Below are 23726 nucleotides of genomic sequence, written 5' to 3' on the forward strand. Positions count from 1 at the left end.
TCGGCGTCCGGCCGGTTCCTCGCCCCGATCTCGCTGAAGGCCACGGTGCCGGGCGCAGTGCAACTCGTCGAGGTCGACGGCTTCGTCTGGATCAATGATCCCTACGGGCGACAGGCCGCGGTGATCGACCCAGCTGGCCGCACGACGTTGTTCGAGAAGTACCGCGACAGCAGCACGGTCCCGCCCACCCTCCCCCACAGGTCCCCCGACATGCCGATCGGTGCACCCGGCGCGCCCCCACCGACGGCAGCGCGGGAGAACACGGGCAGCGCGAGAACGTCTGCCTCTCCGTCATCTTCCCCTCCTCTCCCTCCGGCACCGCCGTCGTCTGCATCACCGCCACCGGCCACATCGCCACCGGGTACACCGCCGCCTGCCATGACACCGCCTCGCACGACACCGCCTGCCGCGGTGCCGCCGCCCTCAACCGCCCCGACACTGTCGACCACCCCGCCGGTGTCCACCACCCCGCCGGCCGGCTCGCCACCAGGCTCGCCTCCCCCGACAGAACCGCCACCTGCCGGCCCGTCCAGCGCCCCACCGGCCACGACCACACCAACGACCACGCCCCCACCCCCACCGCGAACCACAGCGCCGCCCACCACAGAGCCCCCCACCACGGAGCCGCCGGCGACGACACCCCCGTCGGCGACGACATCCCCGCCGACGACTACCGAGCCGCCGGTGACTAGTCCGCCGACCAGCCAGCCGGCGCAGCGACCGGGGGTGCCCACCGCGTCCGTCCAGGCAGGCTCGGGTGAGCTGACCGTGTCGGTGGTGCCCGGCTCCACCGGCGGGGAGGCCACGAGCTACGAGGTGGCCATGGACGGCACGGTCGTCGGGGTGCTGGCGGAAGCGGGAACCGTGACCGTGCCGGTCGACGACTGCGATCCACATTCTGTGCAGGTCGTCGCGGTCGGCCCGGGCGGCCGATCCGATGCCGTGTCCGCGAGCGGGCGGGGCTGCGTCGCGCCCGGCCCGGTAATGCACCCGAAAGCGATCAGCGCCCAGGTGCCCGACCCGTCCATGCTTCATTTCGACGTTTCCTGGGAGCCCCCGCTGGATTCCGGCGGCGGCGAGATCGAATACGAGATCACGTTCAGCTACGTCCTGGCGCTGCCTGACGGGGACGCCCCGGGCACGGATGTCTTCACCACCGACGAACTCTCCTGGCCGGTCCCCTTCAGTCATCACATTTCCACCTGGCAGCTGACGGTGGCAGCTGTCGGGCCAGCCGGCAAGGGGCCCCCGGTCGAGGTCCCGCTCGAGCAGGAGTAGTCGGAACAGGCCATTCATCGCTAACCGCGACAGCAGACGGGGGAACCATGGCGGCACCGGACCGAAAGCGGACAGAACAGTTTGCCGAGGCCTTTCACGAGCTGACTGACAATGTCAACACCGTGGTGTGCGGCAAGCGGGAGACCGTCGCCCTGGCGGTCGCCTGCCTGCTGTGCGAGGGCCACCTCCTCGTCGAGGATGTTCCCGGAGTCGGCAAGACGGTCCTGGCCCGATGTCTGGCGGCGTCGGTGGGCGGCTCGGTGCGGCGGCTCCAGTTCACCCCCGACCTGCTCCCGTCGGACATCACCGGCACGCTGGTGCTCCGGCGGCGGGACGGCTCCGACGACCTGTTCGAGTTCGAGGAAGGCCCGGTCTTCGCGAACGTCGTCATCGCCGACGAGATCAACCGCGCCGCGCCGAAGGTACAGTCGGCCCTGCTCGAGGTGATGGAGGAACGCCGCGTCAGCATCGCGGGCGTCAGCCACCCCGTCCCCCGGCCTTTCCTGGTCGTGGCCACCGAAAACCCGGTCGAGATGGACGGCACCTACCCGCTGCCGGAGGCGCAGCTCGACCGGTTCCTGATGCGGGTTCGGCTGGGATACCCGGACCACCAGGCCGAGCTCGACGTCCTCGCCCGTTGGTTGGAGGGCCGTACTCCGGAAAAGCTGGTGCCGCGGCTGTCAGCCGGCGATGTGACCAGGCTCGCCGCGGTCGCACGCGCCCAGCACATCGATGCGCAGGTGCGTTCCTATCTGGTCGAGCTGGTCGCTGCTACCCGCTCGCTGCCCGACGTCCGGCTCGGGGTGAGCCCGCGGGGCACCATCGCGCTGCTGCGCGCCGCGCAGGTCCGCGCGGCGTCCCAGGGGCGTGAGTTCGTGCTGCCCGACGACATCCAGAAGGTGGCCGATCCTGTGCTGGCCCACCGGCTGATCCTGACCACGCAGGCGGCGATGGCCGGTGTGACCGCGACCGATCTGATCGAGAAGGCCCTGTCCGACGTCCGGCCGCCATCAGCACCTGGTGGCGTGCGGTGACCGGCCCGACGCGCCGCGGGCTGACCGCGCGGGGATGGGGCGTCGCCCTGACCGGTCTCGTCGCCGCGGCCGGAACGCCGGCCACGGGCTACTCGGCGCTGGCGCTGTGGGCGGTCGTATGCCTTGGTGCGCTGGCCGCGGCGGTGCCGGTTGTCTGGCGCCCGCCGAGCATCACAGCGCGAACCGGCCGGTTTGCCCCGGAGGTCGCAAGGGGCTCGGTTGCCGCGCTACCGATCATCGTGACCCCGGCCGGCCGCGGGGCCGCACGACGAGCCACCGGCATGACGCTGACGATCCAGGTCGGCGACCAACGGTTCCAGTGCCCCGTGCCGGCGGTGCGCGGCGCAGCCGCCTCCACCAGCGCAGCCGCCTCCACAGACACGGTCGTGTCCACCGGCGAAGTCGCAGGCAGTGAGCTGGTCCTGTCGCTGATCCCGCGGCGACGCGGTGAGCACTGGATCGATGCTCCGTTGATCACAAGGCAGGACGTTCTCGGTCTGTGTCGCTGCGAGCGGGTGACCGGCGAACGCACAGGACTGACCGTTCTTCCCGCGGTGCACGGGCTGCCCTGGATGGAACGGCTTGGCGGTGACGACGGCGAGCGCCTGTGGAGCAGATTCCGGCCGTACGGCGATGCCTTCCACACTCTGCGGGGCTACCAGTGGGGTGACGACACCCGGTGCATCCACTGGCCATCCTCCGCCCGCGCCGGAACCGTTCTGGTGCGCCAGACCGTCAGCGAGAACGATGTGCGGCTGCTCGTCGTCCTCGACCAGCGGCCGGATGTCTATGTCCATCCGGCCGCGGATTTCGAGGAGGCCGTGGACGCGGCTGCCTCGGTTGTCGCCGCGCATCGGGCCGCCGACCGGATCGAGCTGCGCACGACCGGAGGGCTGCGGGTTCGATCACGTGCGGGGCATACCGCCCTGCTACGACGGCTGGCCGACCTCCCGCCGCTCGGCGGCGCCAGTCCGCGCGTCGCCGCGAGCCGCAGCCTGGGGTCCCGCCACGCCGGTGGCAACGACCCCGGCGGCAAGGACGCGGGCGGCCGTCACGCCAAAGATCATGATCTTATCGCCGTGTTGGCAGGCAGGGGGCCCGGCCCGTCCGGGGCAGCCGGTGCGCTGGTCCTGGTGACTGGGCGTGGTGAGATCGGCCAGGGCCGGCTACAGGAGATCGCGCTCACCAGGTTCCGCAGAGTCGTGGTGATCCAGGTCGGCACAGCAACGGGAACAGCGGCCACGGCGGCGGGCACGGGAGCTGGGGCAGCCACCGCGGAGATCGTCCCGCTCGGTCCGCCTGGTGTCACCCCGGTGCTCGTCGTGACCGCGGACACGGCCGCCGGCCTGTCCACGCTCGTTCCGCTGTCGGCCGCGGCCGAGACGCGCGGATGGTGAGCCGCGGTGGCCGCGAGATCGTGCCGCGCCTGGCTCTGGCCGCCGTCGCCGGGTTCGCGTCAGGGACCGTGTTCCTCGACGCCTTCCCGGCGGGAATCTGGTTGGCACACGTGGCCGCCGCGGCCCTCCTTCCCCCGGCCGTGGTCGCCGTCCTGACCATCCGGTCGGGTCGGGTGCCCGTGCGGGTGCTCGTGTCAGTTCCGTCCTGGCTGGTGGTGACACTCGGGGGCGCGGGAGTCCTGCTGTTCCGCCACGACGGCTCCTCCTGCGGCCCAGTCGGCCCGGTCTGCGCGGCTGCCGGTGCGGCGGTCGACGGCTGGGAGCGCATGCTCGACGTGACGCTGCCCGCGCCGCCCACCGCGGACCTCGTGGTCGTGCCGTTCGTGCTGACGGCACTCGCCGCCGGGCTGTCCGCCGAACTGGCTGTGCGCACGACGGCGCGACTTGTGGATCTCCTTCCTCCGGCGATCGCGCTGGTGGCAGCGGTGTTCGTCGTGGAGCCCGACAGGTCGACCGGTGTTGCCGGCGCCGCGGCGATCGCCACCGCCGGGCTGCTGGGCACGGTGGCACGACCCCGGCGCCAGCGGTGGAACCCGCCGCAGCCCGCGGACGGGGTGACCTCCACCGAGGCCTGGACCGCCGTCAGTCCCGACGCGACGGCGGGCAGTGGCGTGCGTCCCGGCGGTATGCGCGCGGTCCGGTCGGTCGCGCCGGCCGTCTCGCTGCTTGCCCTGGCGGTCGTGCTGGCTCCGTTCCTCGCCGGCGCGGCCGACCGCACACCTCTCGACCCGCGGGACGGACGCCGCCGTCCGGCGCACCTCTCCACTGCCGCGGATCCCCTGGCCTATGTGCCGCGGTGGCTCGCCGACCCGCGTCATGTCCTGTTCGAGCTGGTCACCGAGTCGGCCGACCCGGTGGCGGCCCCGGTTCGCCTCGCCGCGTTGGATCAGTACGACGGCAGGGCATGGTCCTCCGGGGACGAGGGCTTCCTGCGGGTCGGCATCGGCATCCCCGAGCCGGGCGGCTTCGCGGCGGCCGGCGGGCGTGATGAGTTCGAGGCCGGGGCGGAGGCCGAGTTCGGGGCCGGGACCGGGACCGTGGTGCAGCACATCACCATCAGGGGTCTTGAAGGCCCGTACCTGCCGGCGATCGACCGCCCGGTGCGCGTCGAGCGCAGCGGCGGGCCGCTCTGGGTGGAGCCGACAACCGGCATGCTCGGCGTCGACGGCGCGGCGCTCGGCGCGGTCACAGATGATCCCAGCTACAGCGTCGTGTCGGTGCCGGGACCGTCGCCGCGCGCGTATGCCGGCGGTCTGGCGCTGCTGACGGCCGCCACGACCGGGGAGGTCGCCCCGTTGATCCAGCCCGCCCCGCCGACACCGAGCGTGCTCGTCGACATCGCCCGGACGGTCACCGCCACCGCCCGCAGTCCGTACGAGGTCGCCTACCAGCTCTCCCAACATCTCAGGTCGAGCTACGGGCTGAGCCGTCCGCTGCCCGAAGGGCGGTCCCTGGGCTACGCGTCCGGCCAGATCGAGGCCTTCCTGACCGACGGCGGATGCGGCGGGCCCGAACAGTTCGCCACCGCGTTCGTGCTGGGTGCCCGCGCACTCGGCCTTCCGGCGCGGCTCATCGTCGGCTTCGCGGTGCCACCGGCGGACCACGACGGTGTGCGGCGGGTCCGGGGAGAAGACCTCCTGGTCTGGGGTGAGGTGGCGTTCACCGGCGCCGGATGGCTGCCTTTCCATCCCACGCCGGGCGTCGCCAGCTGTGAGGTCCGCGAGGCCGCCGCGCACGGCAGCGGTGCGCCACCCGCCACCAGCCCCGCCGAGCGGCCGGTACCCGACGATCCGCCGCCTCCGCCGCGCGACCAGCCGCCGGACGAGATCGTCCCGGTCACCCCGCTCCGGCCAGCGCCCAACCCGTGGCCGTGGTGGCAGGTCCTCATCGCGGCCGCCGGAGGGGTGATCGCCGGGTACCTTCTGGTGGTCATGGCGGCGCCGGCGGTCCGGCGCCGGCACCGCCACCGGCACGGGGTCGGCTCCCAGCGACGCCGGCTCGTCGCCGTGTGGGAGGACTTCCTCGACGACCTCGACATCCGCGCGGCCGCGGTGCCCCGCAGGGCGACACACCACCGCGTCGCCATGATCGGCGGCACGATCGCGGGCAGTCCGCGCAGCGCCCGTGCGGCCGACGGGCTCGCGGACGCGGTCACCGCAGCACTGTTCAGTACCCGCGACGTCGGCGCGGACGAGGTCGCCGCGGCGCACCGGCACCTCGCCGACTACCGGCGTGCCTCAGCCCGGGGCGATGGGAGGACCCGGCTCCGCCGGCTGCGCAGCCGGCTGGCACCGCGCCGGATACCCGGCCGCCGTCTCCTCTACCAGCGCTTCGACCAGCGATCGGCTCAGTCGGCGCAGACGCCGCGGTAGTCCATCCGGATCTTCCCGCTCTCCTGGGTCGGGGCCCAGTCCGGGTGGTCCAGAACGGGGCGCAGCACCTCGCACGCCCGCGTCCGCCAAGGGCCGAGATCGACGGACCAGATCGCTGCGCCGGACTTCGTGGCCGTCACGACAGATCTGGTGCCGAAGAAGCCGAAGGCGACCGTATCGACAGTGTCCTCCGGTACCGAGAACCGCATCATTCTGGACAGTGCAGTTCCGTCCACCGCAAGCACCGCGACCGACGCCTGCCCGACCAGTGCGGCCAGCATCGACCCGTCGCCGCTGAACGCCAGCGCGCCCAGTCCCGCGGTTTCGACCTCCATGCCTTCCAGCTGCGGCCCACCATCGAACTCGTCGATCACCAGTCTGCCTGAGCCACCGCCAACGACCGCGAACCCCTCCCCGTCCGGCTGGGCGACCACGGCACCCGCGTCGGGCAGGTCGACTGCCGGGCCGTCCGTCCTCCCTTCTGCCACGTTCACCCGCTGAACCCAGCGCGGTGGCAACCGATAGATGAAGTCCCTCGCCAGCAGATGGCTGCCATCCGCGCTAAACGCCATAGCCTGGACCGAGATGAAATCCGTGTCGACCTCGACCGTGCGCACCTGTTGGTCGGCGAGCCGGCACAGATGCACGGCGCGCCCGTCAGCAACCGCGAGGACGTCCCCGCCCGGTGCCAGCGCCGCCGGTCCGTCGAGGATGTCCTGGCCCGCGATCCGGCACTCGCGCCGCTTATCGCCATCCCAGACCGCGTGGATCCGATTACGGGAGGTCACGAATGCCCGGCCGGAAGCACTGAACGCCGGCATCACGTCCGCGTCGCCGCGCCAGATGACCTCGGCGCCGCCCGGCCCGACCTCGAGTACCGCATAGGGACGCGGACCGCCCGGAGGACTGTCCCCGGCCAGCTCGACGGCGGCCCGCGAGCCGTCCGGGCTGAGCGCGACCTTCTCGACGGCCGCCCCCAGCCCCGATGGCCAGGCGACCGGCGTGGCCGGCCCGAAGGTCCCGGTGACGTCGAGGACGAAGATGTCACTCCCCGTGACGACGAGGGTGTCCGGGTCCGCGAAGATGGTCCTGCCCACCTCGGGCAGTCTGATCCCCGATCTGATGCTCGTGGGTTCGGCGGAGGTGTCCCACACCTCGATGGTGTTGTCGTCCGTCGTCACCACCAGGCGGTCGCCGGCCGGGGCGAACTCGACATCCCGCAGACTGCCCGGCTCGAACGACCCGAAGGTGGCGAGCCGCTGGCCACTGACCGGGTCCCACAGCACCAGCTCGGTCTCGCCGGCTGACACGACCCTGGTTCCGGCCGCGTTGAGAGTCCGTTGAGCTCCACACCGTCCTGTTCCACACCACGCGGCCGGGAGCGGAAAAGGAAGCGGAAGAGAAAGGTCACGCTGCTGCTTTGACAGCGGGTCGAGCGCGATGAATCCGTTGGGCGTGCCGACCATTATCTCCCCGCCGGGCAGCGGATCGATACCCCTGATCTTCTCTCGCACCTCAAACCGCGCCACAAGGGAGAAGGTCGCCACGTCCACTACGTCGATCGCCTCGCCATACGCATCGATTCCCGACACGATTAGCTGGGTGCCGTCGCGGCTCAGCTGGGCCGTCCCCCCGCTGCTCACCTGCCCCTTCTGTTCCTCGATCTCACGGCTCTCGATGATCTTCCCGGTGGCCGCGTCGATGCGCCACAGCATCCGGTTGCTGTCCATCGCGAACAGCTGTCTGCCATCGCGCGAGAACACGACCGACGACGCGATCTGAAGCTCCTCGGCCAGTTCCAGCGGCCCCCAGACCGCCGCTCCGGTCTCGAGGTTCCACAGGTAGAGATCGCGTTCGGCGGTGACGGCCAGCAGGCTGCCATCCGGGCTCGCGGCCACGTGCCTGGCCCCCGTGCTCGGCAGGATGCGCCGCACGCCGGCCGCGTCGAAGGCGTCGACCAGCGCCGCCCTGGCGACTGGCAGGTCGGCCTTCCGCACCGCGCCGAGCGCGAGAAGCAGGCTGCCGGCGAGGTCGGTGCCCAGCGTGTCGCGGGCCCGTTCAGCCAGCGTCGCAGCCTCCTGAGCGCGCCGGTTGGCCGCCGCATCCTGCGTTCGCCGCAGGCCGTACACCCCCAGCCCGGCGAGCAGGATCGTCACCATGGCCGCGGAGATGCCCGCAAGTACGCGGCTGCGGCGGACGACGCGCTGGCTTTCGGCCACGTACGCCCGCTGGTGGTCGCTGGCGGCGAGCACCAAGTGGCGGTCGAGCTCGGCGAGCAGTTCGACGGCCTCCCGCAGCTCACGGCCGCGCAGATGCCGGCCCCGGCCGCCGTCGGGCCAACCCATCGCCCGGCCGTTGAGCTCGGCCTGCCGGTGGCTCAGCTTCCAGTCGACCATGACGGCGGTACACATCGCGCCCTCCCAGCCGTCCCGCGGGACCCACATGCCGGTGATCCCCGCGACCGGATCGAACTCGCCGGTCAGCAGGGCAAGGTCCGGGTCGCGGTAAAACAGCGGCACGATCCGTTTCTTCTGGGCGACGGCCTGCGCGATCTCCCAGCGGCAGTGGCGGGACTCCAACGAGGCTGGGCTGACCAGGAAAACCACAGCATCGAGCGTGATCATTTCGGCCTGGACGACCTTCTTCCACTGCTCAGCAGGTGGCAGGCTGCGCGTGTCGAGCCACACCTTCTGGCAGTACTGCTCGAGCTCGTCGACGACGGTCCGGAGAAATTCCGCGTCCGCACGCGCATACGAAATGAACACCGACGGCCCGCTGGACTCCGCGGCGACGTTCCCCCGCACCGATACCCCCCGCTCTCATCGCATCGCCCGTGACAGTGCCTCGCTCGGCCGGCCGGGCGGGATGGATTTCCAGCCGACCTCACGAGCGGCGATCCGGCGGCCGAACTGACGAAATAATCAGGCTCTTCGCAGTTGACCGGAACCTGTAGTCGGACGACTACAGGGCTGGCGCTTGCAGGGTGACGATCTGCGGCCCGGCTACGTCGCTGGGAGTGCGGTCGGCGTGGCGCTCGTCGCCGAAGAGCTAGGTCAGGGCGTTGCCGATACCCAAGCCGCGAGGCTGCCATACGGCTTGCGGCCACACTGCCTCATCGCCGACCGCAACTGCTAGTGATCGACCGAACACGACTTCCGGCGTACTGCGAAGAGCCAATAATCAGCGGCATGGCGGCGCCAGCAGTGCCCCTCGCGCGGAGGCCCGCTGAGCTCAAGCGCCTCGAGTCGGGACGTGATAACGTTGCGCGCTCATGGCGTTACAGAAAGTCACTCGACGTTCTCAGGCCGGAAGCTGAAACACGTCCTCAACGCGGCAGGTGAACCCCGGCACCGGGTCCTCGTAGGAGAAGGCCCTCTGCTCGGACTTCTGACCAGGGGCGAGTGCCTGAACAGTGACCATTCCGATATCGATCTGCCGCCCATCGGCCGCATCAAACGCGATCGTGATGACGTAGTCGCCCTTCTGCGAGCCGTGGTTGGTCACGGTGACCTCGACGCTCATCCACCCGGTCGCCGAATCGACCGTGCAGGCGGTAATGGCCACGTCGTCGCTGCCGTCGATATCGGTAACCGCGGCGCTTGACGCCGCCGTGCCCGCCGTCCTGGTGCCAGCCGTCTCGCTTCTCGTGCTGGAAGCCGCGCCAGAAGTGCCTTCCTTGGCGGAGCAGCCAGCAAACGCGACGGCGAACCCAAGCAGGCCAGTCACCGCGAGACCACGCAAACGACACATTCTCATCTCCTGGGCTACAGTTGACCGGCACCTGGCTTCGAGTAGACCCTCCTCAACCCGCCACGGGCACCGTCAGCAGGTCCGCTGGTAGGAAAGGTCGGAAATGAAATGCCGCCATTCCGTCTCGGTAAGACCTCGCCCTGCCTTCCGGCATGCGAGCGCGACGGCGTCCGTGTTCGAGAGTCGAACATCTCCGGTGTTCCACAGCGACACGTCACCATTCTCCCCGCCGGTCGCCAACGTGTCGCCCGACCTGTCGAACTGAAGAGTTTCGACTCCGGAGCCTCCTAGTTCGAGTGGACCTCCGAGCCGGTTGGGGGCCACGGGATCAGTGACATCCCAGAAAGCGACCGTCCCACCAGAGCTTCCGACAGCCAACACGTCGGTAGCGGGATCGAACGCTATCGCGGAAGCCTGCCCGTCTCCGCCGATGATCAGGTCACCGATCTGCCTTGGCCGACGCGGATCGCCGATGTCCCACAGAACGACGTCGCCATCGATCGTTCCGACAGCCAGAATGTGCCGAGTGTCGTCGAGAGCGAGTGAGCTGACCCAGACCTTGGGGTCCAGGTCAGCCCCACCCACCCGGGCCGCACGCTCCGGATCCTCAAGACTCCAGAGGGTCGTGGAACCGTCGGCGCTTCCGGTTATGAGGAGTTTTCCGTCCGAGCTGAAGACGAGTGCGTTGACGAAATCGCTCTCCTGGACATGGCTGCCCACCAGGAGCCTCGGGTGTCTCGGCTCACGCATGTCCCACAGATGCACGACGCCATCGTCTCCTCCGGCCGCCAGCAGCGTTCCCGAATCGTTGAACGTCATCGACAGAACCGCCGCCGGCAGGGCAGCCTCCAGGACTGCCTGCGGATTATTCGCCATCACGACGTCACTCATGCGGCGCGGATGCGCGGGGTCCGACACGTCCCAGAAGGCAATAGACCCGTCGATCCCGCCTGTCGCCAGTATCGGTCGTGAGCCATCGAAGGCTACAGTCGTCACGGCACCCGGCTGCCCCATGCTGAAGCTGCTCAGCCGACGCGGATGCGCCCGGTCAGTCACGTCCAGAAGGACGACCATGCCATCGCCGCCCCCAGAGGCGAGAACGGTGTCACCGGCGTTGTACGCAACCGAATAGATCTTCTTCGTACTACTGGCGATCGGGCCGGCACGACGTCGGGGATCGTGGACATCCCAGAGAATGGCGGAGCCGTCGTCTCCCCCGGATACCAGCCTCGTGCCGTCGGGACTGAAAGCCAGCACGTTGAGGGCGCCTACCTGACCCACGAACGAGTCTCCCAGACGACGCGGGTGCGCCAGATCACCGATATCCCAAAGAACAGCAGCCCCGTCAGCGCCGCCCATCGCGAGCACCGAACCGTCGGAGCTGAAAGCCAGCACGTTGGGGGCGCCTACCTGACCCACGAACGAGTCTCCCAGACGACGCGGGTGCGCCAGATCACCGATATCCCAAAGAACAGCAGCCCCGTCAGCGCCCCCCGTCGCGAGCACCGAACCGTCGGAACTCATGGCTATCGTGCTGCTGCCACCCTCCTGCCCCGGGAGCGCATCGGCCACGCGGCGCGGGTGCACCAGATCGTGAACGTCCCAGAGCGATATCTGGCCCTTCGCGCCGACCATAACCAGGTGCGATTGCCTGAACGCGATCGACGATGGGCCGCCAGACTCCTCCGGCGAAATCTTTCCGACCTCTCTGATGTGAGCCGGGTCGCCGATGTCGAGAAACGCGACAGTGCCATCCAGGCTGTCAGCGGCCAGTCGCGTCCCGTCGTCGCTGACGGCTATCGAGATGACCATGCTCGTGAGGGACCGAAACGGGTCGTTCTCGTCCCCGATGAACAACGGCTGCCCGAGGACGCGAGGATGAAGCGGGTCCGAGATCCCCCACATGGTGATGGTCCCGTCCTGGCCTCCCGCGACCAGTGTTCCACTGTCGTTGCCGAACGCGACTTCGGAGACACCACCCGTGTGATTGTCGAGGGGCCCGGCGACCTGCCTCGGGTCGTCCGGGTCGCTAATGTCCCACAGGAATGCGGATCCCCCGTCAGAGCTGGTCGCGAGGGTGTGGAGATCGTCGCTTAACGCGAGCGACCGGAGTCGCCCCGCGTGACCGACAAGGCTCGAATGCAGGAGAGGCACGCCTGCCAGGCCACTCAGGAGTTCAGACCGCGTCCGTTGGCTCGGGGAGATCTTGTCTGCCGCGACCTCCAGGCGGAGCGCCGCCCTCGGGTCGGTCGTCTTGGTAGTGTCCGCGCGAGCGAGCAGACCATCGGCGATCGCCGCCAGCCGCGCCTTTCTGATCGCCGACTCGCGGTCTGCCGCGCTTCTCCAGAGGACAAGGCCGGTACTGCCGAGTATAATCAACGAGGCGAGAGCGACCAGAGACGCCTGCGTCCGTCTACGACGCCATTTCCCACGTCGCACGCCAGCTTCAAGAAATTGTCGTCCAGCCGCGCTCAGGTCGGCTGTCCGGACGCTTCGAGCAGCAGTGGAAGCCCGGTCCAGGTTCCACAGGAAGCTGGCCGACTCATCGTTTTCGACCCATTCCGTGGCCGCGTCCTCGACACTCGCCTGCATCTTTACGCGGGCCGCCGCCTCCGTGAGAGCCGTCGCGAGCGGAGGCCAGTCCGTGAGGATCTTGGCATGGGTTATTTTGGCCCGTGGCGGACCATCGTCCGCGCTGACCGTCACCAAGCGTTCGTGCACGAACTGGTCTAACTCGACGCGGGCCGTGGACGAGAAGTCCGCCAGGTCGACGGAACGGCGGGTAAACCGCCCGCCGACATCCACCGAAGCCATACGCAAGAGATTGGTGAGCACCTGCTCGGCCGAGCGGCCACTGGCGGCGCGAGCGGCCGACAGGGCACGGTCGGCCTGTCGCGACAACGCTCCCCGGACACCACCGAGCAGCTCGTATCTGTCGGCTGACAACGTCTGGCCCTGACCAACACCGTCCGCGAGCCGTTCGAGTACGAACGCAAGAAGTGGGAGCGCGTCGCCGCTTCCGGTGTCCTCGACGATCCGCGCGACCAAGCCGTCGGATATCGACATGCCAGCTACTCTCGCCGGCTCCGTGACGACCAGAGGCAGCTGCTCTGTCGAAAGAGGTCCCAGGAGCGACGTGGCAACCGGTACTCCCACGCTGGAGGCCAGGCTCGAAAGCTGGTCGAGGTACTCGGAGCGCAGGGTGATGACAACATGCAACTGTCCGCTCGACATTGCGCTCCCGAGGACGGCGGCAAAGCGTTCCAGCTCGACTCCGGGACGCTGCAGCAGCACCTCTTCCGCCTGGTCGACGAGGACCAGGAGCCGGCGAGCTGGCACGGTGGCCGCGAGAAGCTCGTCGACGAGCCCGTCGAGCCCAGTTCCGGCGTCCAGAGACTCGGCCACCGTGTCGAAGGTCCAGGGAAGACCGTGCTCCTGCCCCTCCGCCGCGAGCACCCTCGCCAGTGAGGTGCGAGGGTCCGCTCCTGCGGCGAGCGACGGAAGAACCCGCCACGCGCTGTCGGAGGCCAGCGTGGGAACCAGGCCCGCGTGCATCAGGGAGGATTTCCCGCACCCCGAGGGCCCGATCACGGCGAGAAGGATGCCGCGACCGGTCTCCGCGGCCGCGCGGAGCCGCTCCGCGAGTTCCCGGGTCTCGGCACCACGCCCGAAGAACACTCTCTCGTAGCCGGCGTCGAAGGCACGCAGGCCAGGATAGGGAGAGCGCCCCGGTGACCATCTGGCCGCTCCGCCGGGCGTGAGACCGCGCAGTGCCTCGACGAGGTGGGAGCGCGCCTTGACGGGATCCGCGTCCAGATCGGCCCACTGTGTTCCGGAGGAGATCAGACGGTGGCTGGCGTTCTTCGCCGCGCGCACCGGAAGAATTCGTACGCCGTACGCGCCGGCTATTCCGAGCTCGGCCGCGCACCATGGCGACGAGACAAAGGCCGGAGTTACGAGGCAGACAAGCGCGTCCGCGCGACGGATCTCGGCGTAGAGGCGCTCACGCCATGCCTCGCCGACCCGCAGCCCGACCTCCAGATCGTGCGCGAGGAAGGCGGTGTTGCCTGACACGCGCAACCATCTGAGGACTTCCTCGGCAGTTTGCCGGTCTTCGAAGGCATAGCTGATGAAGACGTGTGCCATCTGCAGGATCCCCCGTAGCTGCGAGAACGCCCCGGCCGTTCACCCAGCACTCAACATAGGCATCTCACTGTCAGTATGGCATGGTGTGACTTCGTATGGCGAGCACTCGACGGGATTTGCCGTCCAGGCGCGGTGGCCCGGCGGGTCCGCTGACTCTGGGGCAAGCTGGGCTTCCAGCAGCCGTGCAGCAGCGTTCACCCGCTCGGCATACTCGCTTGCACCCACCCGAGAGTGGTCACCCACAGGCAGATAACTACTACTATCTACGTCGCTAGGTCACGTCGAGGCCGCTCCAGGCGCCGGTAGCTCAGCGTCACGTCGAACTCGAAGTTGCCAACTGCGTTGGGGGCGTAGTCACTCGGCGATACGCGAAGCCAAGCCGCGGCAGGGTCGTCGACCATGCGAAACGGAGTCACTTCAGGCTGCGGGCGTGGCGACGTCCACAAACTAACCATAACGTAACGGTAGAGTTGACCGACCTGTCGGATGGCCACTCCCGTCATATGGGCGCGGGAACAGGTCAGCGGGTCCGTGGCGCGTCGATCGCGGGGCGGATGGATCGCAGAGTCACCGCGTGGTAGTCCTGATCGACGACTCGCGCCAGTGCCCACGCTGACCGGGATGTCGACCATGACAGTCCTGTGAACCCGCCCGAGCCGGAGCACGCCGCCTCCACAACGTGACGGCGCCACAGTTCTGACAGCCCTCGCCGGGCCGCCGGGCTCGAGGCAACCGTCCAGACACCGCCCAGGATGACGGGCACGTAGATCGTGATCTCCTTGGCGACGGCCTTCACGCCGTGTTTCGTCGCGGGGACTCCTATGCGGCGATGGCCTCGGCGGCGACCTTCAACGCGGCGAGGCGGTCGGCCCGGGACTCGCCGAGGACGGCGCGGACCTCGGCCAGCCGGGTGGGGTCAAGCGGGTAGCTCCGGGTGGTCTTCTCGGCGCGCATCGTGAGCAGGCCGGCTTCACGCAGAACCTTGAAGTGCCGGCTGGCATCCGGCGCGGATGTTCCGGCGATCTCGGCAAGTTCACCGGCGGTGCGTTCGCCGCCGAGCGCGAGTCGGAGCATCGCCCGGCGGCGGGGGCGGGCCAGGACGCGTAACGCGGCGTCAACCTGGCCCGGCTCCAGCTCCGGGCCAGGTGGGCTGCCAGGAGTCACGGCTGTCGACCCAGCACGCCGAGGAGCCGGTCCTGCAACGGGGCGTCGTTGGGTATCGCGACCTGCGGACCGATCAGACCGAACGCGGTCGCGGACGACGTGCCCTACCGGTGAGTGCCTGGCGTTGGGCGGGGGAGTTGGTGGTCACGGCTCCAGGTCTGGGCGGCGATTTGTGTGGCGTCCCAGGGTGAGCCGAGGGGCGGGGTGTAGGAGAGGTCGTCGACGGTCATGCTGTGGAAGATCGCAGTGGCGTAGGTATCGACGCGTTTGGCTTGTCGATGCTGGCCATGATCGCGTGGGTGTCACCCATGGAGTGCAGCAGATGCACCCCGTCAGCCGGACCGAGACTGTCGGACGGGGCGGCGGGGGTGAGCAGGTCGCCAGGGTCGGCAAGGCCCGCGATCGGGGAGACGGCGGGCAACGCCCCCGTTCCGATGATCAGTTTGTCGTAGGGCAGGTGTTCTTCCTGCCCTACGGGGCCACGCAGTGCGAGGCGGTGGCCGGTGACGTCGATGCCGGTGGCCCCCGTGTTGACGCGTAGTTGCATGCCGGTGGCCTGCAGGTCGGCGTGGGCGCGGTGGGCGAGGTTCGACCACTGCCTGACTTCGCCCGGGGCGGTTCAGTCGGAGGGTGCGCAGGCCGAGGGGCGGGCCGTGGAGTACCAGAACCTCGCCGTGGAGCTGGGCTGCGGCGGTCCGCGCGCAGCCAACCAAGGCATGGCGGAGTGCCGGCCACTCGGCGAGCCTCCGCTGGGAACTACACCCCTGGCCGCCGAGCGGCTCAATCTCTCTGAACCGTAATGCACCTTCGGCGGGGAGGCCAGCGATGGTGGCTCTCAGGAACGTCCGCCGCTGCAGCGGACGGTCATCGGCCTCGACTTCGCACATCGCCGCAGGTCAGGGATACTTTTCCCGCCCGGCAGAGCGTGCCGAGCTACGACTGACGCTAACCCTGTAGCAACGTCCGCGGACGGCGGCAGAACAGAGGATCGCCGGATATCTAGATCGGCGACCCGAAGCCGCAGGTCATCGGGCTGTCGCAGTGCCCGCAGGCCATTCGCCAACGCCTGCTCGATATCCAAAAGCGGACGGTCATAAATCGGCATCTGCGCAGGTCGACGGGGGTATACCCTGGACCGTCCGCCGTTTTTGCATCACGGTCGGTTGCTACACCCGTTGCTACATAACGATCTTCAGGCGACCTAATTGATCTCAACGGAGAGGCAAAAGGCCTGGTCAGAGGTGGTGGGCAGGGGCGGGGTCGAACCGCCGACCTTCCGCTTTTCAGACGGCCGGTCGTGCGGGTGGCCGGCGCGGCGCCGCAGCGGGACAGCCAGTACAGGCCCGCTACGAGCGGCTCATGGCGTCGACGACGGCAACATCGGCCAGCCGCCGGATCCGCCGGACCTTGCCACCTCCCAAGGAGCGACGGACCAACTACGTGCTCAAGCCCACGCCGAAGCAAGTTGCGGCACCAGCGCATGGAGTGGCTGCGACAACTCACATCGGCTCGGTGGGCACGCCGGCCCGGGGCCTGTGCTGGCGCGGGATCCGGGCCGGCGTCGGGGGTCAGCGCGAGCGGGACATGCGGTCGGGGCGCAGAACCAGCTCGACGCCGAGCAGCTCGATGCGCGGGGCGCCGTCGCCGTCGAGCACCGCGACGTCGCAGTGGGTGTGGACGCCGTCGATCCCGCGGGCGTGCACCACCCCGCGCGCCGGCTCGCGCAGCAGGCCGGGCCGGTGGATCCGGCACTCGCGCACGGCGACGGGGATGGCGCCGCCGAGCGCCCGCCACGCCCAGAGGCCGGCGAGCTGCATCCCGCCGTCGAGCGCGGCGACGTCGAAGTACCAGCCGTCGCCGCCCCACGCCAGCTCGTCGACGCCGACCACGGTCCCCTCGGCGCCGTCGGGCGACATGCCCATCAGCCAGGTGATGGCGTGGAAACGCGGGCCGTGGAAGAGCGCGCCCTGGCCGTAGATGCGGTCGCGGTGGCGCGCCGACTCCTCGGGGTGGTCCACCAGGCCGGCGGGCGTCGGCCACCGCTCGCCGGACGTCGGCGGCGACCGGTCGGGCCCGAACCTCGCCGAGTAATGCGGGACGCCGCCCTCGCCGTCCACTCGGAGCAGGGTTTCCCCCGGCTGGCGGCCGGGCGCCGCTACGACGGCGAACCGGTGGCCGCCGCGGGCCAGCTCGGGTAGCGCGATCTTGCGCAGGACCCGCAGGTCCCGCAGTGTCACGCCGGCGGCGGCGGCGGGGCTCAGCGCGAGCGCGCCGCGGGCCAGCCAGTCGAGCGCCATCGCCAGCGGGAGGACGGCCGTCCCGGCCGGGCTGTGGTCGACGAGCCAGGGCTGCGCGCCCGCGTGCACCGCGAGCTCACCGAGGACGCCCGCGGCCGGGCCCCGCCCGGCCCCGCCGATCACGCTCGCGTCACAGCTGGCGATCATGACGCGAGTCGACCCGGCGGCCGTGGCGGGAGCGCCGTCCGGTGCGCCCGTCAGCTCGTCGGCGAATGCCTGTGCCCCGCGGGGCAACGGGATCGGCGGGATGCCGCGCCGGGTGAACGCCTCGGCGAGCAGGGAACCGACCATGCCGCCGGCCCACGGTCCCCAGGCGATCGACCGCACCAGGCAGTCGGGATGAGCGGCCTGGTACGCCGAGGCCACGTGGTCGAGGGTCGCGTTGGCCATCGCGTAGTCGCTCTGGCCCGGGTTGCCGAACCAGCCGGCGACCGAGGTGAACAGGCAGAGCAGCCGCAGCGGGTCGCCGGCGAGCTCCGCGAGCAGGACGCGCAGCCCACCGACCTTGGTGTCGAAGACCCGGGCGAAGTCGTCGTCCGTCTTGTCGACGATCAGCCTGTCCGCGAGCGCCCCGGCGCCGTGGACGAGCCCGTGCACGGGACCCCACTCGCGCCGCACCTCGTCGAACGCGGCCGCGACGGCACGCTCGTCGCGGACATCCAGGCAGTGGTAGCGGACGGGCGCGCCGATCTCGGCCAGCGCCGCGAGCGTGGCCCGGACCTCCCGGACCGCGAGGATCTCGCGGGCCCGCGCCCGCAGCCGCGCCGGGCCGCCCGCGGTGCCCGACACCCGGGCCAGCTCGCGGACGAGTGCCCGTTCGTCGCGCGCCCCCGCCAGCCCCGGCGGCTCGTCGGCCAGCGCCGTCCGGCCCAGCAGAACGAACCTGGGCCGGTGCCGGCGCGCCAGCTCGACGACGCCGGCGGCCGTCACCCCCCGGGCCCCACCGGTCACGGCGATCACCGTCTCCGGGCCGATCTCCAGCTCCGTGCGCGCGGCGTCCGCGGGGAGCATGACCGGTACCAGGCGCGTCCCGTCGCCGCGCAGTGCCACGACGGGCGTGTCGCCGCCGCGGAGCAGTTCGGCGGCGACGACGGCGGCGACCGCCGCCGGCGACCGCCCCGCACGCTCGCAGTCGAGGGCCTTCACCGCCACCGAGGGCCACTCCGCGGCCGCGGTGGTGGCGAGCGCGGCCAGGCCGCCCAGCCACGCCCGGTCGCCACGCGCCCCGCCGAGCCCGAGATCACCGCCGGTGTCCTGCACCGTGACGAACACGGCCGCGCCCCGGCCGCCCGGGTTGGCGTCCTCGGTGAGGCCGGAGCCCGCGACGGCGCGGGCCCAGTTGAAGGCGTCCCGCTGGACCTCAAGCATGGCGCCGGTGGGAGATCCGTCGGTGGCGGCGGTGTCCGGGCCGGCCAGACCACCGAGCAGGACCACGCCGCCGCGGGCGCGGGTGAGAACGGCCGCGGGCCGCCTGCCGACCGCGAGCTCCGCGGCGACGCCCGCGTGGGTGAGCTCGTCCACCAGGGCCGCGCCGACCCCGCTGCCGCCGTCGACGACTGTCAGTGGACGCCCGCGCAGCCCGCGCATGGCCAGGCCGGGTGCCGACGCCTTCTCGAGGCCGGCGACGAACCTGCTCAGGCGAAAGGGGGCACCACCGGCCGTCCCGGGGGCGGCGGTGGCCAGCTCGGGGCCAGCGCCAGATGAGTCCGGGCCCGCGCCGGGCGAGCCGGGATCGGCGTCCGGCGAGGCGGGGCCGGTGCCGGGTGACTCCGGGTCGGCGCCGGGTGTGTCGCCGCCGCCCGGTGAGCCCAGGCGCTGCCGGATCAGCTCCACGACCTCGCCGAGGGTGCGCAGCGAGGCGAGTTCGGCGATCGCGTCGGTCTCGCTGACGTCGACCGCGACGTCGCCGACCTGCTGACGCAGCGCGGAGAGGATCTCGACCTTCTTGAGCGAGTCGATGCCGAGATCGCCCTCGAGCTCCATGTCGATGTTGAGGACTTCCTTCGGGTAGCCCGTGCGCTCCGAGACCACGTCGAACAGGAGGTCCGTCACCTCCTCCGGGGTCATCCCGGCCGGCGCCGGCCCGCCCTCGGGTTCCGCCGCGGGCGCAGGCCCAGTAGCCGGTGCGGTCGGGGCGGCACCTGCCGGTTCCGCCGGCGCAGGACCGCCAGTCGGTGCGGGCGTGGCGAGTGCCGGTTCCGCCGGCACCGTCGGTGCCGGCCCGCCCGCGGTCGGGGTCGGCGGTGCGGCCGTGGCCCAGCCCCCTGTCTCCGCCGGCGCCGGCGTGGCCGGTGCTGGCGGCGGTGTCGGCATGGGAGGAGGCGGAGCCGGCGTGGGCGGCGGTGCCGTGACGGCGAAGGCAGCGGCCGTGGAGGGGCCGCGCGGCGCGGCAGAGGGTGGCGCGACAGTGTGCGGCGCGGAGGACTCGGCCGGTCCGAAGCTCACGCCGTCCACGACCCGCGGGTGGCTGTGGGGGCCGTCGGTGGGCGGTGCGCCGGCCAGCCAGGAGCACACCGCGCCGGTCACGCGCAGAAACTCCAGGTGCGCCTCGGTCATGAGCTGCTGGTAGGAAGTGTGGGCCGCCGCGGTCTGCCGGTGGGTCTGCTCGACCGCCTCCGGCCACCCGGGCGCCAGCCGGAGCGTGGGCGGCTCCCCCGGACCGGCGGCCAGGGCCGGCGGAGCCGCCGACCCCAGTGCCGATGTCGGGCCCGATGTCGGACCCGGTGCCGGCGGCGACTCCGGTGCCGGCGGCGGCGGTGCCGACTCCGGTGCCGGTGCCGGACTCGGGAAGGGGGCCGCGCTCATCACTCCGGGCGTGTCGCCGTCGGGTGGCGCCATTGCCTCGGCAACCTCCGCTCCCCCGCCCGCCGCACTCCGGCCCGCGGTGTCCGCACCTTTCACAGCCCCGGGATCGACCCCGCCCCCGGACCCGGCCCCGGCCCCGGCGTCCGCCTCCGGGTGCACCCCGGTCGGCCCGGTCTCGGCCGCCAGCCCGGTCTCAACCGTCGGCGGCGCGGGCTCGGTCGCCGGTGCCGGAGCGGCGGAGGTCACGTGCCCGTTGGAACTGACGTCCGGATGTACGGTGCCGGGCTCGTTCCAGACGAAGCCGTTGGACGAGCGGGCGTCCCCGGACGTCTCCTGGACAGCCGGGGTGGCCAGCAGCTCGGGCGACGGGTAGTAGCGCCCGTAGTTCGATCCGTCGATCTTCACGGTCATCACCGGCTCCCGTCGCTCGGGTACGCCCCGGGCCGCCCAGAGGCGGTCGAGGTCGAGATCCAGGCCCAGGGCGGCCAGCCGTCCCAGCGCCGACATCAGCGTCGCGTCGCCGTCCTGGCCGCGGCGTTCCAGGCTGATCGCCGCGTGCTCCCGGCCGTCGAGGATCTGGTCGACCAGGCCGGTGAGCGTGCCGCCGGGGCCGACCTCGACGAAGGTCCGGACGCCGTCGGCGTACATGGCCTCGATCTGGTCGACGAACCGGACCGGGGTGGTGAGCTGGTCGACGATGCGCTCGCGGACGGCCCACGGGTCGCTCGGGTAGGGACGTCCATCGGCGCCGGCGTAGACGCCGAACCGGGGGGCCCGGATCTCGAGGTCGTCGACGAAGCGGCGCAGCGGATCCCGCGCGCCGTCGAGCAGGGGGCTGTGGAAGCCGGCGGCCGTGTCGAGGCGGCGGGTGGTGATCCCGGTGGCCGCCAGCCGCCGGGCGGCGGCCACCACTCCGTCCGCCGTGCCGGAGAGGACGACCTGGCGCGGCGCGTTCAGATTGGTCATCCAGACGTCCCGGCCCAGCTCACCCTGGGCCGCCTCGCCGGCCCCGGCCCCGGCCCCGGGCTCGGGCTCGGGTGCGCCGAGGGCAGCTGTGACCTCGGCGGGCGTTGCCACAGCGGCGAGCATTCCGCCGGGTGCCGTGGCGGCGGCGTCGCGGACGAGCTCGCCCCGGCGGCGCGCGAGCGCGACCAGGGACGCGGCGTCCAGGACGCCGGCGGCGCACAGCGCGGCCAGCTCGCCGAAGCTGTGCCCGGCGGCTGCGCGGGGCCGCACGCCGACGTCGGTGAGGGCCGCGAGCAGGGCGAGCTCGTGCACCGCGAGTGCCGGCTGCGCCCATTCGGACGCGGTGAGCGCGTCGCGCTGGGCGGCCTGCTCCGCTTCGCTGAACACCGGCGGTGGGAACACCATGTCGGCGACAGTGCCTCCGACGGCAGCGCCTCCGGCGGCAGCGCCCCCGGCGGCAGCGCCGTCACCGAGCCGCAGGACGCCGAAGCGGTCCCACACCTGGCGGGCGGCGGGATGGCGTAGTGCCAGGTCCCGGCCCATCCCGAGATACTGGCTGCCCTGCCCGGGGAAGAGGAACGCCAGCCGGTCGCCGGCATCGTCGGCGGGCCGGCCCGCGTCGACCTGGTAGTGGACGCCGACGGGGTTCGTGAACGACTCGTCCGGACGCCGCGCCACCAGGGCGGCCGCCTGGTCGAGCCGGGCCGCGAGCTGCCTGGTGCCGACGGCCGCGACGGCGAGCCGGACCGGCTGACCGGGGTCGAAGCGGTGCTGGCTGGCCCAGGCGAGCGCCGCCGTGCGGCCGGAGTCGAGGGACCGGTCGTCCTCGTCGGGCAGGTCGACCGCGCGCAGCGCGTCGAGGATCTCCTGCGCGTTGGCACCGCTGAACAGCACCAGCTCGCTGCCCGCCGCCACCGGTCCGGCCGCCTCGACGGGCCCGGCGCCGTTCAGCGCCGCACCGGTCGCGACGGACCCGGTCGCGACGGACCGCGTCAGTGCCCCGGCGGCCGGCGGGGAGCCGACCATCACCGGGGCCGGGGAGCGCGGGGCCTCCTCCAGCGCGATGTGGAAGTTGATCCCGCCGAACCCGAAGCTGGAGACCGAAGCCCGGCGCGGATGATCCGCGGGCTCGGCCCACGGACGTCCCACCGTGTTCAGGTAGAACGGGCTGGTCTCCAGGCCCAGGTCCGGATTCGGCTCGGTCACCTTGATCGTCGGGGGCAGGGCATGGTGGTGCAGCGCGAGGACCGCCTTGACCAGCCCGGCCGCGCCGGCCGCCGACTTGGTGTGCCCGACCTGCGACTTCACCGAGCCGAGCGCGCACCAGCGGTGGTCGCTGCGGCGGGCGTCCCCGAAGACCTCGGTCAGCGCGGTGACCTCCGTGCGGTCGCCGACGACGGTGCCCGTGCCGTGCGCCTCGAGGAGCTCGACGGTCGCGGGGCTGTAGCCGGCGTCGAGGTAGGCGGCGTGCAGCGCCCGGATCTGGCCGCCCGGTGTCGGTGCGTAGATCGCGGAGCCGTGGCCGTCCGAGGACGCGCCGATGCCCCTGATCACCGCGTAGATCCGGTCGCCGTCCCGCTCGGCGTCGGCGAGCCGCTTGAGCGCGACCATCGCCACGCCCTCGCCGAGCAGCGTGCCGTCGGCGTCCGCGGCGAAGGGACGGCAGTCCTGGGTGGGCGAGAGCGCGGGCGTCCGGCAGAAGCTGACGAAGGTGCACGGGTTGTTCAGGGCGTCGACGCCACCCGAGATGATCATGTCGGCGCGGCCGAGGGCGAGCTCGTTGACCGCGGCGGAGACGGCCGCGAGCGAACTGGCGCAGGCGGCGTCCACCGTGTAGTTCACGCCGTGCAGGTCGAGCCGGTTGGCGACCCGCCCGGCGACGATGTTGCCGAGGCCGCCGGGGAGCGTCGCCTCCTGCCAGCGCGGATAGTCCTTCATCATGTAGTCGCAGATGTGGTCCGCGTCCGGGTGGGAGAAGCCGAGGTCGCGCAGCGAGCGGTACCACATCGGCCGGCCGAGCCGGATGTAGATCTCGCTGAGGAGCTCGAGGTTGCCGCTGCCGAGGATGATCCCGAACCGGCCGCGGTCCGCCTGCTCGTAGCGGTCGCCGAGAGCGTCGCGCAGCGTCTGGTCGGCCACCTTGAGCGCGAACAGCTGGGCGGTGTCGGTGGCGGGGATGATGCTCGGCGGGATGCCGAACTCGGTCGGGTCGAAGTCGACGAGCGGCAGGAAGGACCCGCGGCGCACGTAGGTCTTGTCGAGCACGGACGGATCGGGGTCGAAGTAGTCCTCGGGGAGCCAGTGGGAACGCGGGACGTCGGTGATCAGGTCCTCGCCGCGCAGGATCGAGTCCCAGAACCCGGGCGCGTCGGTCGAGCCCGGCATGATCGCGCCGACGCCGACGACGGCCACAGGCACCTGCGGCGACGTCCGCACCGCGGTGGTGGTTGTCATGTC

Annotated in this window: 10 protein-coding genes; 4 read left to right on the plus strand and 6 right to left on the minus strand. The window is 71.4% G+C overall.

The window, feature by feature from the left end; all coding sequences use genetic code 11:
* Positions 1–684 precede the first annotated feature (684 nt).
* Genes AC559T_RS15050 through AC559T_RS15065 form a run of 4 tightly spaced genes read left to right on the plus strand, consistent with a single transcriptional unit; the run spans position 685 to position 6141 of the window.
* Positions 685–1278 carry a hypothetical protein gene (locus AC559T_RS15050; RefSeq protein WP_498869128.1) on the plus strand — a complete coding sequence of 198 codons (594 nt, stop codon included), beginning with the start codon at positions 685–687 and terminating at the stop codon, positions 1276–1278.
* A gap of 47 nt (positions 1279–1325) precedes the next feature.
* Entirely contained in the window at positions 1326–2312 is a 987-nt protein-coding gene (locus AC559T_RS15055; RefSeq protein ID WP_498869129.1) for an AAA family ATPase, read from the plus strand.
* Entirely contained in the window at positions 2309–3709 is a 1401-nt protein-coding gene (locus AC559T_RS15060; protein ID WP_498869130.1) for a DUF58 domain-containing protein, read from the plus strand. Before AC559T_RS15055 ends, AC559T_RS15060 begins: the two co-directional genes overlap by 4 nt.
* 20 nt (positions 3710–3729) lie before the next feature.
* Positions 3730–6141, plus strand: a complete 2412-nt coding sequence (locus AC559T_RS15065) for a transglutaminaseTgpA domain-containing protein (RefSeq protein ID WP_498869131.1) — start codon at positions 3730–3732, stop codon at positions 6139–6141.
* Here AC559T_RS15065 and AC559T_RS15070 read toward each other — a convergent pair.
* The 6 genes from AC559T_RS15070 to AC559T_RS15095 all read right to left on the minus strand — a co-directional run bounded on the left by AC559T_RS15070 (position 6117) and on the right by AC559T_RS15095 (position 23723).
* On the minus strand, positions 6117–8945 hold the full coding sequence (locus tag AC559T_RS15070; protein WP_498869132.1) for a toll/interleukin-1 receptor domain-containing protein: 2829 nt from the start codon (positions 8943–8945) through the stop codon (positions 6117–6119). The genes AC559T_RS15065 and AC559T_RS15070 overlap by 25 nt on opposite strands.
* 496 nt (positions 8946–9441) lie before the next feature.
* Positions 9442–9867: a hypothetical protein gene (locus AC559T_RS15075; protein ID WP_498869133.1), complete on the minus strand. Its 426-nt coding sequence runs from the start codon at positions 9865–9867 to the stop codon at positions 9442–9444.
* A gap of 96 nt (positions 9868–9963) precedes the next feature.
* Entirely contained in the window at positions 9964–14037 is a 4074-nt protein-coding gene (locus tag AC559T_RS15080; RefSeq protein WP_498869134.1) for an nSTAND1 domain-containing NTPase, read from the minus strand.
* Between the two features lie 819 nt (positions 14038–14856).
* Entirely contained in the window at positions 14857–15201 is a 345-nt protein-coding gene (locus AC559T_RS15085) for an ArsR/SmtB family transcription factor (RefSeq protein ID WP_498869135.1), read from the minus strand.
* A gap of 226 nt (positions 15202–15427) precedes the next feature.
* Positions 15428–15748, minus strand: coding sequence for a hypothetical protein (locus AC559T_RS15090; RefSeq protein WP_498869136.1), 321 nt, complete (start codon positions 15746–15748; stop codon positions 15428–15430).
* A 1021-nt stretch (positions 15749–16769) separates the two neighbouring features.
* Entirely contained in the window at positions 16770–23723 is a 6954-nt protein-coding gene (locus tag AC559T_RS15095) for an SDR family oxidoreductase (protein WP_498869137.1), read from the minus strand.
* Positions 23724–23726: the final 3 nt, after the last annotated feature.

The sequence above is a fragment of the Frankia sp. Hr75.2 genome (assembly GCF_949319125.1).
Taxonomy (GTDB): Bacteria; Actinomycetota; Actinomycetes; order Frankiales; family Frankiaceae; genus Parafrankia; species Parafrankia soli.

What these genes read in the sequence shown, in the direction of transcription:
- AC559T_RS15055 (WP_498869129.1), top strand. Translation starts at nt 1,326, where the DNA reads ATGGCGGCACCGGACCGAAAGCGGACAGAACAGTTTGCCGAGGCCTTT.
- AC559T_RS15080 (WP_498869134.1), bottom strand. Translation starts at nt 14,037, where the DNA reads ATGGCACACGTCTTCATCAGCTATGCCTTCGAAGACCGGCAAACTGCC.
- AC559T_RS15090 (WP_498869136.1), bottom strand. Translation starts at nt 15,748, where the DNA reads ATGCAACTACGCGTCAACACGGGGGCCACCGGCATCGACGTCACCGGC.
- AC559T_RS15095 (WP_498869137.1), bottom strand. Translation starts at nt 23,723, where the DNA reads ATGACAACCACCACCGCGGTGCGGACGTCGCCGCAGGTGCCTGTGGCC.